Source organism: Paenibacillus sp. 1-8 (assembly GCF_056316205.1).
In genome coordinates, this window is record NZ_CM149995.1 from 2,709,906 (window position 1) to 2,722,997 (window position 13,092).

Below are 13,092 nucleotides of genomic sequence, written 5' to 3' on the forward strand. Positions count from 1 at the left end.
CAAATCACCTCTTCTTTTTAATGTTGCTTTCTGCTTGTCACAGCACTTCGTTCCAAGGTCTCATTAATGATTTGTGTAATCCTCTCCACCTCGTCATGAATAAAAAAGTGCCCTCCATCAAAGGTGAAAATACGAAAATTCTGATCCGTATGCTGCCCCCACGCCTCCGCATCCTGCAAGGTCATTGTGTTATCGGTCAGCCCTGTCAAGGCTGTGACCGAACAATTCAAAGGTACGGCTGGGGCCGTGTACTCATACGTCTCAACAGCTTTGAAGTCAGCTCTTAGCACCGGGATAAAATAGTCGTACAATTCGCGATTGTCAAAAATGGCCTCCGAAAGCTGACCATACCGCTGCAAATGCGTTCTGAACTGCTCTGCGGGAAGATCATGGGCCCACGGGAAATCTCTCGGGACATGCGGTGCCCGTCCACCGGATACGAACAGATGAGTAGGTTTCCCATAACCGCCAGCCACCAGCTTGTAATACAGCTCGAATGCGATCATCGTTCCCATACTGTGACCGTATATGGCATAAGGATCGCCGGGGGCTATTTCTTGACTGATCTTGAGCAATAAATCCTCGCTCATTTCCTCGATGCTGTCTTTTAACGGTTCTCCGGAACGAATACCTCTGCCCGCCAGCTCCAGCGGGACAAGCTTAATCTGCGGAAGCAGCAGCTTTTTCCATTTGAAGCTGACCGATGCCGATCCGCCCGCATATGGAATGAAAAACAATGTGATGGGTGCCATCCTTGCAACCTCCTGCCATGCTGAGTCCTTACTCTTTCATTTTAGCATAAAAAGGTATATTTACCCATTTCAAATATTTTGCAAATTCAAGAAACAAGGTCGGGGAAATCAAGCATCTTCTGCATCAGGCAGGAAACCGCTTCTTTTAGGAAGAGCAGCTTCATGTTTGAATATAATAATGTGTCTGGCCTTATTTCTTGAAATTCGAGAGGAGTTCTGCGCCATGAAGTACGGTTTCTTCGATGATGCTAACCAAGAATATGTCATCCACACCCCTCAAACCCCATATCCCTGGATCAATTATTTAGGCAACGAACGTTTTTTTGGACTGATCTCCAATACAGCTGGCGGCTATGCATTTTACCGGGATGCGCGCTTACGTCGCTTAACACGATACCGATACAACAATATTCCTGTCGATAACGGTGGTCGCTATTTTTATATTCATGATGACGGGGATTACTGGACACCAGGCTGGATGCCGGTCAAACGGGAGCTGGATCTGTATGAGTGCCGACATGGGCTTGGCTATACTTCAATTATGGGTGAACGTAACGATATCCGGGCGACGCAGTTGGCTCTTGTACCGCTGTCCTTTGATGGAGAAGTACATCAGGTCAAGCTTCAGAACACCTCTGCACAGACTAAAAAGATCAAGCTCTTTTCTTTCGTGGAATTTTGTCTGTGGAACGCCTATGACGATATGACCAATTTTCAACGCAACCTGAACACGGGCGAGGTTGAAATACAGGACTCCGTCATCTATCACAAAACGGAATATCGTGAGCGCCGCAACCACTATGCTTTCTTCTCTGTCAATCGTCCAATGGCAGGATTCGATACAGACCGTGAAGCTTTTCTGGGACTATACAACGGGCTGGATCAGCCGCAAACCGTCACCGCCGGGCAAGCCTCTAACTCTATTGCCAGCGGGTGGTCGCCTGTAGGATCGCATTGCATCGAAGTCACGCTGGAGCCAGGTGAAGAAACGAGTCTTAACTTTGTACTTGGTTATGTGGAAAATCCGGAGGATGAAAAATGGGAATCTCCTGGCGTGATTAACAAAAAGCAGGCTCATGCCATGATTGCTCAATTCGCGGATGAAGCCGATGTTGAACGAGCCTTGAGCGAGCTGCGGGCCTATTGGAACAACCTGCTCTCCAAATACACCATTCAGAGCCACGACGACAAGCTGAACCGGATGGTGAATATATGGAACCCGTATCAATGTATGGTTACGTTCAATATGTCGCGTTCCGCTTCGTATTTCGAATCTGGCATCAGGCGTGGTATGGGCTTCCGGGATTCGAATCAGGATTTGCTCGGCTTCGTCCACCAGATACCGGAGCGAGCGCGGGAACGGATTATCGATATCGCTTCCACTCAATTTGATAACGGCGGGGCTTATCATCAGTACCAGCCTTTAACCAAAAAAGGAAACCACGAGGTCGGTGGCGGCTTCAACGATGATCCGCTGTGGCTAATTGTTGGCACCGCTGCGTATATCAAAGAAACGGGGGACTTTTCCATATTGGACGAACAGGTGCCATTCGATGGGAATGAAGAGCATACCGCTACCCTGTTTGAGCATTTGAAGCGATCCTTTTATCATGTAGTTAACAATCTCGGCCCGCATGGTCTCCCACTGATTGGCCGGGCAGACTGGAACGACTGCTTGAACCTGAATTGTTTTTCTGCTACACCGGATGAGTCCTATCAGACCACGCAAAATTTGGAGGGTCGCATAGCGGAATCGGTATTCATCGCCGGACTATTCGTATATACAGGGCCAGATTTTATTGAGCTGTGCAAGCGTAGAGGATTAGATGACGAAGCAGCCACGGCCCAGGCCCATGTGGATCGGATGCGGACCGCCACGTTGGAGCATGGCTTTGATGGGGATTGGTTTCTGCGAGCCTACGACCACTATGGGAATAAAGTCGGTAGCAAGGATTGTGAGGAAGGCCAAATTTTCATTGAGCCTCAGGGTTTTTGCGTGATGGCCGGAATCGGCGTTGAGGAAGGTCAGGCTCAAAAAGCGCTCGACTCTACACGGGATCGACTGGAGACTCCCTATGGCATTGTGCTGCAAAATCCGCCTTATTCGCGCTATTACATCAATCTGGGTGAAATATCCTCTTATCCTCCAGGGTACAAGGAAAATGCGGGCATCTTCTGTCACAATAACCCGTGGATTATGATGGCAGAGGCCGTGATTGGCCGTGGAGATCGCGCTTTTGAGCTGTATAGCAAAATTGCTCCTGCCTACCTGGAGGACATCAGCGACATCCACCGCACCGAGCCTTATGTATATGCGCAAATGATTGCGGGCAAGGATGCCGTTCGTGAAGGCGAAGCGAAAAATTCCTGGCTGACCGGCACAGCGGCGTGGAACTTTGTAGCCATTACCCAGTCTATTCTTGGCATTCAGCCGGAATGGGATGGTCTGCGTATTGATCCGTGCATTCCTGCCGCCTGGGACGAATTTACAATCACTCGCGTCTTCCGTGGCGATACCTACGTGATCCAAATCACGAATCCACAACATTTATCCAAAGGTGTAGCTACAGTCACGATAGATGGAACTGTCCTCACGGACAATGTTCTACCGGTTGCAGGAGATGGTGCTATCCATCAGGTTAAAGTGCTACTGGGCTGACAAGTACATTGACCCCTAAATCGACCCCTAAAAAATTAGCTTCAACTTCATCACATAGTATCTTATAATACGAGAATGGCTAAAGATATATTAAGTGTGGTGACATCATGACCAAGACAAAACGGCTTACACAAACCATGGATTACAAGATGAAGCAAGCCCGCTGGGTACGCAAAATGTTATTACTGTACTGGATGATTATAGCCGTACATTTTATCGCCCAGTTGGGCTGCTATTTGTTTCTTGATTACCACGCTTCGCCTTATGAATTTTACGTTGAAACCCTTATTGTTCCGACGCTGATCATGAGCGGCTCCAACTTGCTTGCAGAAATAGCTCATTTTAAATGTAATAGGTATTCTTTCGTGATTCTGTTTATTGCGAGCACGGTCATTTGCTGGACGATCATTCGACTAAACTACGATATCCGAATTATCACGGCATTGTGCTTGTTACCTATCTTCTCGTCTGTCCTATTCTTCAACCGCCGCTTAATATGGCTTTCCTTTGTATTACAAGTGGTTGTGTTTTTTTTGTTGCTGGCAGTAGATAGATCATTCCGCACCTACTTGTCGAGCTTTGATATCGTGGCCATTCCGACATTTTTGATTATGTCTACCTTTATCGCTCTTATTATTCAGGCAAGCGGCCGCGATTTGTTAGTGGATTTGTACAAAACACAACGCGCCCAACAGGAGTTGATGATCAGTAACGCGATTATAAGCAAAATGTCGATGACCGACGGGTTAACCAAGCTGTACAATCATTTGTCCTTTCAGAACTTCTATGAAAAAGCACTCGAATATGCCGAACAAGGCGCCATTATTCATCTCGCGTTAGTGGATATTGACAATTTCAAGAAAATTAATGATAATTATGGGCACCAGTTCGGAGATAAAATTTTGGAGGGCATTTCGCAAATCATCACAGAACAGATTACAGCAAATGATATTGCGGCCCGCTATGGTGGTGAGGAATTTGCCATCCTGATGTTCGAGCATACCTTTGAAGAAGCTTATCAAATCGCCGAAAACATCCGGCACGAAGTGGAAAAGATGACCTTTTACGAAAAAAAGCAAAACATTTCTGTAACCGTAAGCATTGGTCTGAAAAGCTATACAGAAGAAATGAACAAAGATGCGTTCTTTCAGGAAGCGGATGACTATCTATATCAAGCCAAGCGTTCTGGTAAGAATAAGATAGTTTCGCTCAATCATATTGCCTAATTCGACAGAGAATACTCACAGGATGACTTCTCCGGCACTCGCTTGCCGGGGATTTATTTTTTTAAAGAGAAGCCATTTGACAAGAATATAAGCTGGAACTATAATAATTACAAGTAATAACGTAATTTACTTACATAAAATAAGTTGAAGGAGATGTTTTTCTTATGTCAACACTTGTTATTGTAGCCCACCCTAATCTTGCGGAGTCCCGCGTTAACAAAAGATGGGTCCAGGAGCTCAAAAAGCAATCGGGTGTAACCGTTCATAACCTGTATGAAGTATACCCGGATGAGAAAATCAATGTAGCTCAAGAGCAGGAACTGCTGGAGCAGCATGACCGTATCGTACTGCAATTTCCTTTTTACTGGTATAGCACCCCTTCCCTGCTGAAAAAATGGGAAGATGCGGTTCTGACTTACGGTTGGGCTTATGGAAGCGAAGGCGGCAAGCTGCAAGGCAAAGAGTTACTGATTGCTCTGTCTGCCGCTAGTGTAGAGGAAAACTATCAACATGACGGACGGAACAAATACACGATCGAAGAGCTGTTGAGACCTCTTGAAGGTACAAGCCATATGATTGGTGTCAAATTGCTCCCTTATTTCGTGCAATATGGCGCTGGGGTTCTGACCGATGAGGAGCTTGAGCAATCCGCGCAAAGATACGCGCAAACCGTTACTTCTTAATTGTATTGCAAAAAGCCCCTTGGTTGGAGCTGCCACCTGCTGTGACGCAGAATGTGGCAGTCTATCGACCAGGGGGCTTTTTTTGAGTTTAATTTTCAAATCAGGAATTATTACGAATTGCGTTCTGATTGCACGGAAACGACTTTTCCCCTGCTATTCAGCACGAAGCCTAATACATAGACCACAGCCCCTAAGCACAGCAAAAATCCACGCCAGCATAAATGTTCGTTGCACCCCTGCCTTGTCCGAGATACTTCCCCATACAGGGCCGCCTATAATGCTGCTCGAAATACCTGCCTATGAAGATTTACAAAGTAACCAGTGTGCTGGACACCTGAACCATGCTTTCTTTAATGATGTTGCAGCCTTCACGCAGGTTTTCCAAGCTGATCGTTAGCGCAGGCATAATTTTAATCACCGTATCGTTACGTCCAGCCCGCTCAATGATGAGGCCCTTACTAAAGCAGAGAGTAGCAACCTCCTTGGCGAACGCTTCTCCCAGGTGGGATACATCAATTCCCCAGATCAGACCCAAGCCGCGAATTTCAATGAGAGGATCGATGGTTTGAATATGTTCACGCAAAAATTGCTGGACAAACGCCTCTTTTTCCTTCACCTGTGCTTCCAGCCCTACCGTATCCCTGAACTCCAGCGCTGCCTTTGCAGCGACAAAAGCAAGCTGATTTCCACGGAAGGTGCCATTGTGCTCACCAGGACTCCAAATATCCAATTCCGGCTTGATCAGCAACAGGGACATCGGCAAACCATAGCCACTGATTGACTTGGACAAAACAACCATATCAGGAACGATACCCGCCCGCTCAAACGAGAAGAACGAACCAACTCGACCGCAGCCAACCTGTATATCGTCAATAATCAGCAAAATATCATGATCATCGCACAGCTGCCGCAAATCACGCAGCCATTCTGTATCCGCGATGTTAATACCGCCCTCAGCCTGTACCGTTTCCAGAATGATGGCCGCTGGCTTTTCCACCCCGGAATGGGTATCCGTTAAAAGCTGCTCCATATATAAAATGGTATCCAAGCCGTTAAACGTACTGTTATAAGGGATGAAGGTAACGTTATTCAACGATACACCGGCGCTCTCTCGCATGGAGTTGTTACTGGTAACAGACAAACCGCCTAGCGACATGCCGTGAAACGCGCCCATAAAAGCAAAAATTCCATTTCTTTTCTTCACCTTGCGCGCAAGCTTCAATGCCGCCTCCACCGCATTAGTACCAGTCGGACCGCAAAATTGCAGCTTATAATTCAACCCCTTGGGCTGGAGAATACGCTCGGAGAAAGATTCAATAAACTCCTGTTTGGCCGTCGTAAACATATCCAAACCATGCATAATCCGGTCTGAGGCTAAATAATCCAAAAGCCGGTTTTTCATGAAATCATTATTGTGCCCGTAGTTCAAAGCCCCTGCTCCGGCAAAAAAGTCGATATATCCCTCTCCTGCCTCTGTGTACAGCACATCGTTCTTCGCTTTGTTGAAAATAACCGGAAAACTTCTGCAATAGGATCTTACATTGGACTCCAGTGCTTCGAATGTGTTCATAATCTCTCGTCCTCCCGCTGACATGATTTGAAAAAATACAAGCATGGAAAGCAAAAAAAGTGTAAATATGTAATCTAAAATGAGAAGACAGACTGAATCGCAAAGGGGTAGCCACACCAAAGAATCATGAGTACGATCACGGGAACGAATAGAGTACAGATAAATAAATGCAGAGTAGCCTATTGAGAGTAAATTAAACTCCAGAAGATTAAGTGGTGGGGGTTTCTAAGGGGTCTCTATCAGTAGATGTCACTCCTATGTAATAAAATACCATAATTATTTTTGAAGTCAATGCATGATTCTGATGTGTTTTGTTAAATTTTTGTAATCGAGGGTCTAAGGCTTAAGGCATTTTGTTAATTTTCCACGAAAAATGTCGGAATAGAGCTAAAAATATCAAAAATAGTATATTTCCATATCAAAAAGATATGAATTCGTTCTGTTAGGCTATGGGTTTGACCCGGTCCCCCTGATCTTTTGACAGACTGTCCAAAGGGGGTTACTCTATCAGAAAGAACGTTGAAAATTTAAAAATAGATAAGGAAACATCAATATGTCTAATGTTTTAATTATTGAAGATGACAATATGCTGGGAGATACCCTTTCCTTGTATTTAACAGGAGAAGACTACAACGTTACTCGAGTGGAACAAGCGTCTGAGGGCATTACCCAGCTTGAGATCGTACAGCCCGATATTATTTTGCTGGACCTGTTGCTTCCGGATTTGGATGGCGTGAATCCCTGCCCACTGATACGCAAGCATACGGATGTGCCCATCATCGTGATTTCTACAGAAAACAACATATCAGAGCGCATTCGTACACTTACGTTGGGAGCTGATGATTATATTTGCAAGCCTTTTAGTATGCAAGAGCTAAAAGCACGGATGGAGGCTCTTTTCCGTCGTATTGAAATCACGCGCTTGCAAGGAAGAGGCCTTGCACCTGAAGCCGAAGCTGAAACGGGCATTACATTGGATCTAGCGAGAAGAATGATTACCGTTAATGGTCAGATGGTGGAGACAACATATTCGGAATTTGAGCTCATGAAGCTTTTTTATTTGAATCAGGGAATTGTATTCAGCAGATATGCCTTGATTCAGGCTCTCCGTGGCACAGACTCCTTTATTAATGAGAGGGCTGTGGACGTACATATTAACCATTTACGCAGAAAAATCGAAAAAGACCCTAAGAAACCGCAATTGATCAAGACCATTTGGGGAATCGGCTACAAATTTCTGCAATAACACGGTCAGCTCCAGGGAAGTGATGACTTGATTTGGTTAATATCCTTCTGAACCGTGCTCAGATGCTCTTTCCAGTCTGGATATAGTTCTCCTGTTGAGGTTTCATTGCTGCGCTTCAATGCCTTTTCCAGCTCTATCACCTTTGCCAGCAACTCAGGTGCGCACAGGTTCCCCGTTCCTCCCTTAAGCGAGTGGATTAATCGAAGAGCAGAAGATAACTGCCCATTGTCCATTTTTCTCACAACTCTTTTATCGAGATGCTGGTATTCCTGAATCCATTTGTAAAGGGCAAATTGAAAAATATACACCTTGCCATCCATAGCGGCTATCGCCTGCTCAGCGTGAATACCATGTAATTCTTGTAGCCACGCTAAATTGATCCAGCTAGCTAACACTCTAGCAGAGGTCAGTTCATGGATAGGCTTGAGCAGCACGGCATTAATACCGGCACGAAGACAAACTTCCTGTTCATGCTGCACAGCATCAGCGGTAAAAGCGATAATGGGAAGCCTGTTAAAGGCTTTGTTTCTTCGAATATGTCTGGCCGTCTCAAAACCATCCATCTCCGGCATATACAGATCAAGCAGCACCATATCCCAGTGACGCAGCTCCAGTAGCTCTATTAGTTCTTTTCCGTTCGTGACCATCGTCACCCCAAAGTTCCGCTCTGTCAAAAACTCGGTAATCACCACCTGGTTAATCTCGTTGTCCTCTGCTATAAGGATTTGATACTTCTGTGTTATGCCCGACACCTCATTACGAGAAATCATCGTCGCATGAGCCTCCAGAATAATATCATCTGCTGACACTGACTGTTCCTTCTTCCAGCGGAGAACCTCCAGCAGAGCGTTCCGGGTAACGGGCTTGGACAAAAAGGCATCCACCACATGATCCATGTCCCCAACAGCTATTGCTTCCATCTGAAACACGGTTGTAAGTCCAATGATCTGAGTTATCTGCCTATCCAGCATTTGAAGCCATTGCCTCCGGGGGGCCAGTTCTCTAAAGCCTTCCATCCCCATATCAATCATAATAAAATCAAAATGCTCACCCTTTTGAAAAGCATCCACACTTTCTTGAAAGGATGAAATAGTGAATGTGTTTAGCCCCAAATCTTGCAGTAGTTCGTTCAAACTGTATCTCACCAGTTCATGCTGCGCAACAATCAAGGCTTTGCCGGCTATTTGTTTTTCTATTCGTGTGCTTCCTGCATTCAATTCCCTAGTATCCAACTCGACATTAAAGTAAAATTGACTGTACTCTCCTAATCGGCTTTTCACCTCTATATTCCCGCCCATAGCTTCAGCCAAATGCTTGCTAATGGCCAACCCCAGCCCAGAGCCCCCATATCTGCGGCTGGTTGATGTACTCGCCTGGGTAAAAGGAATGAATAGCTTGTCCATACACGTCTCGGAAATTCCTATGCCCGTATCTTCTACCATAAAAGAAACGCCTACCCGTCCGTCCTGCTGGCTTAGCATTTTTACCTGTAACAATACATGCCCCTGATCGGTGAACTTGATGGCGTTGGTCAGAAGATTTAAAAGCACCTGCTCCATGCGAAGCGGGTCTCCCTTGAACCTTTTTGGTAATGCCGGGTCCGTTATAAATACGACCTCTATTTCCTTATGTTCCAGCAAAGTTCCAACGGTATCTGCGAGATGCCGAAGCATTTTTTCCGACTCGAATTCTACCTTTTCCAGTTCCAGACTGCCGGCTTCCATTTTGGAAAAGTCCAATACGTTACTGAGCATGGATGAAAGGGTACGCGAGGAGGCGAGAAGCTTGTGGAGGTAATCTCTTTGAACGGCGGTCAGTTTAGTCTTATTTAACAGCTTTGACAGACCGATGATTCCATTCAGCGGGGTGCGAATTTCGTGACTCATATGAGCCAAAAAAACGCTTTTCGCATGGTTAGCCTCGTCCATCTCCTTTCTCTTCTGCTCAGAGGCTTTATACTCCGTAATATCCAACGCGTGACCGATAACATGCCTGGTATTCCCGTCCTCCCTAACCGGATGTAAGGTAATGAGAGCCGAATATTCCCAAAACTCCAATTCAAATACGGTCCGATCACCGAACCAGGCCTGTTTGTAGTATTGACTAAGCTGCTCCATCGTTTCAGAGGAAAGCTCCAAAATGTCCCCGAGACGCTTCACATGCTCCCTTTTATTGTGGTTGACTTGCGGATTCAGACCCACGCGCTCCAGCAATTCACCTTCAAGCAGCATATAATAAAATTCATCACCACTTTTCTCCAGCCTAAAGGTAAAACCAGGTTGAACCCGAAGTAAATTCAGCAGATCACGATCTTTGTCTAACAAACGTTGTCCATATAAATACTTAGAGGTGGTTAAAGCGTGCACAAACAGAGTCATGAACATTAGACCCATCCCTAGCTCCAGCACGCAGGTCAGCAGTGTTTTATCACTTATGCCAAAATATAAGAACAGAATTCCTGCCACTCCATAAAAAACACCTGTGATCGCCTGACGAACAAGCTGCCGCTGAAAAATCAAAACTAACAATAATATCAAGATAGCATATAACACTAATTCTCGAACCAAGTGTTCGCCCCCTTATAATCCTCCATGTTTTGTGAGATATATCGAAAATATAAAAAAACTCAGGACAGATTCCTTATGCCTTAAGGCTTAAAGAACTGTCCCGAGCATTCATTGTACTATAGATCCCATAGGGTTCAAGCTCGTTTTAATATTTGAAACGACTGATCATCACCTTCAAATCAGCAGCCATCGTTGAAAGCAACTGTGCAGAAGCTGATATTTCCTCCATGGAAGCCAGCTGCTCTTGTGAGGAGGCGGCAACTTCCTCAGATGTGGCGGCATTACCGGTTGCAATCGTCGCCAGCTCGTTGGCTGTCGCCGCAATCTCTTGTACACTGGCTGATATTTGCTGTGCAATCGCAGCGACCTCCTCTACCTGAGGCGTTGTCTCTCGAATGCCTTCCATCGCATGACCCAGCTTGACAATGGTTGCTTTGGAAATTTGCAGTCCATCCTGCACCTCAGTCGTAACCCTGTCCATCGTCTTCACTGTTGTTTCCGTTTCATGCTGAATTTCGGCAATCAAGGTGGCAATCTGTGTGGCGGATGTCTGAGACTGCTCTGCCAGCTTGCGCACCTCATCAGCAACGACGGCAAAGCCTTTTCCATGATCACCCGCTCTGGCTGCCTCAATAGCTGCATTCAAGGCCAGCAGGTTTGTCTGATTGGAGATATCGCCGATGACCTTCGTAATTTCACCGATTTCATGAGAGCGGGCTTGCAAGGTTTGAATCATCTGGTTGGAACGCTCTACTGATTGATGAATGGAATTCATTTGCTCGCCTGTCTGCTCCACAGACTTTCGTCCTTCCTCGGCTTGCAAGGCAGATCGTCTAGCCAAATCGGCTACCAAAATCGAGCGTTCAGCGATTTGGGTGATCCCTTGTGCAATTTCATCCAGTGCCACCGAATTATTTTCCAGCCCTGTAGTCTGCTTCTCTGCACCGCTGGCAATTTCTTGCACAGCCTGGGACACCTGCTCACTTGCAGCACTGGTTTGTTCCGCGCTTATTGTCAGTTCATTCGAAGAAATCGCAACATGCTCTGCACTGTTCCCTACATTCTGAATAACAGATCGCAAGTTATCCTGCATATTTTGAAAAGCCACTCCTAATTCTCCGATCTCGTCCTCGCTCTTTACTTGAATGTCCTGTGTCAGATCTCCGGCGCTCACATTTACCGCTTGTTCTTTTAACTTTAAAATCGGTTTGATGATGGAACGGATCAGGAAATAAACGATGATAATACCAATCACAAGACAACCAACGATGGTTAGTAAAGTGCTGATCAAAATCGGTCGTGCTGCTTCATCGACTTCAGACAAATACAGCGTTCCGCCTATCTTCCAGCCAGTCAGCTTGTTAGTCGCATAGTTCATATATTTGGGCTGGCCTTCATACTCATACTCGTATGCACCAGTATCGCTCTGAAACATGCGTGATTCAATATCTGCAATTTTGGTGCCTGGTTCCTTCGTCGGATGAACAATGTAAGTATGGTTGCTGTTCAGCAATATGGCATAACCCTCATGACCTACTTTAATATTGTTCAACGTCTTTTTAATACCACTAATTTTCAGGTCAATGCCAATAACACCCGATCCATCTGACGTTGCCCTGGACACCGTAACCGTCATTTGCTTCGAGCTTGCCGAAAGATAGGGAGAACTAATCACTGTCTTTGCTTGTTCCTTTATCGCTTCATCGTACCAAGGTCTGACTCGTGGATCATAATTATCCGGTAATTGCTTCTGTGGATAGGTTGTAAATTTACCGTCCTTCGTACCATAATAGATGGATTCTGCATCAGGATGGAGTGTAACATATTGCTTGAAAAACTCTTCCAGTTTGGCCGCTTGTTCCTCCGTCTCTACCCGATTTCCTTTTAGTGTTTCCGCAAAATATTCTGCGTCATGTACTTTGGGTTCAATAGTACTATCAATAATAAAATTAGTGCGGATGATCGCCTGCTCGGCACTTTCTTCAATCTGGTTTCGAATCTGCTGACTGGCGCTCTCAAACGACAAAGCCCCCACGATCATGGACGGTAAAATCAGAAATGCAATAAAGGCGACTATGAGCTTCGTTTTAAAATTCTTGCTGAAAATCCTTGCGACTAGCCACTTCTTTTCCGAAAACTTCTTCATTCATGAACATCTCCATTTCATCACGGATTTCCTAACCTATGGTGAACCTCTTCGTCTTGCCGATGATGACAATCACCCGACAGACTCTCTTTCACGTTTTTCACATCTGCTGCTAAAACGCTTGTACATAAAAAGATATAAACACGCTAGTTAAATAGGTATATGTACTTATTTTTGAATAGAGCAAGGCTGATCGGAACCGGTTCTTTGATATAATATACCTAAAAAATATTAAAAAAAATG

8 protein-coding genes are annotated in these 13,092 nt (G+C 45.4%); 4 read left to right on the forward strand and 4 right to left on the reverse strand.

The features are described from left to right. Nucleotides 1–17: 17 nt before the first annotated feature. Entirely contained in the window at nucleotides 18–752 is a 735-nt protein-coding gene (locus AC0WRU_RS12265; RefSeq protein ID WP_476128509.1) for a thioesterase II family protein, read from the reverse strand. Between the two features lie 223 nt (nucleotides 753–975). Between AC0WRU_RS12265 and AC0WRU_RS12270 the strand changes: the two genes are divergently transcribed. The 3 genes from AC0WRU_RS12270 to AC0WRU_RS12280 all read left to right on the forward strand — a co-directional run bounded on the left by AC0WRU_RS12270 (nucleotide 976) and on the right by AC0WRU_RS12280 (nucleotide 5,320). Then, entirely contained in the window at nucleotides 976–3,411 is a 2,436-nt protein-coding gene (locus AC0WRU_RS12270; protein WP_476128510.1) for a glycoside hydrolase family 94 protein, read from the forward strand. A 107-nt stretch (nucleotides 3,412–3,518) separates the two neighbouring features. After that, a complete protein-coding gene (locus AC0WRU_RS12275) occupies nucleotides 3,519–4,637 on the forward strand; it encodes a GGDEF domain-containing protein (RefSeq protein ID WP_476128511.1) in 1,119 nt (372 codons plus the stop codon). A gap of 164 nt (nucleotides 4,638–4,801) precedes the next feature. Then, entirely contained in the window at nucleotides 4,802–5,320 is a 519-nt protein-coding gene (locus AC0WRU_RS12280) for an NAD(P)H-dependent oxidoreductase (protein ID WP_476128512.1), read from the forward strand. Nucleotides 5,321–5,627: 307 nt separating this feature from the next. On the opposite strand, the gene ectB is transcribed toward AC0WRU_RS12280, so the two are convergent. After that, nucleotides 5,628–6,890: a diaminobutyrate--2-oxoglutarate transaminase gene (gene ectB, locus AC0WRU_RS12285; RefSeq protein ID WP_476128513.1), complete on the reverse strand. Its 1,263-nt coding sequence runs from the start codon at nucleotides 6,888–6,890 to the stop codon at nucleotides 5,628–5,630. A 553-nt stretch (nucleotides 6,891–7,443) separates the two neighbouring features. Between ectB and AC0WRU_RS12290 the strand changes: the two genes are divergently transcribed. After that, nucleotides 7,444–8,136, forward strand: a complete 693-nt coding sequence (locus tag AC0WRU_RS12290) for a response regulator transcription factor (RefSeq protein ID WP_476128514.1) — start codon at nucleotides 7,444–7,446, stop codon at nucleotides 8,134–8,136. A gap of 5 nt (nucleotides 8,137–8,141) precedes the next feature. Here the strand turns inward: AC0WRU_RS12290 and AC0WRU_RS12295 are convergent, their stop codons facing one another. Then, nucleotides 8,142–10,703, reverse strand: coding sequence for a hybrid sensor histidine kinase/response regulator (locus AC0WRU_RS12295; RefSeq protein WP_476128515.1), 2,562 nt, complete (start codon nucleotides 10,701–10,703; stop codon nucleotides 8,142–8,144). Between the two features lie 145 nt (nucleotides 10,704–10,848). Next, nucleotides 10,849–12,849 carry a methyl-accepting chemotaxis protein gene (locus AC0WRU_RS12300; RefSeq protein WP_476128516.1) on the reverse strand — a complete coding sequence of 667 codons (2,001 nt, stop codon included), beginning with the start codon at nucleotides 12,847–12,849 and terminating at the stop codon, nucleotides 10,849–10,851. Between the last annotated feature and the right edge of the window lie 243 nt (nucleotides 12,850–13,092).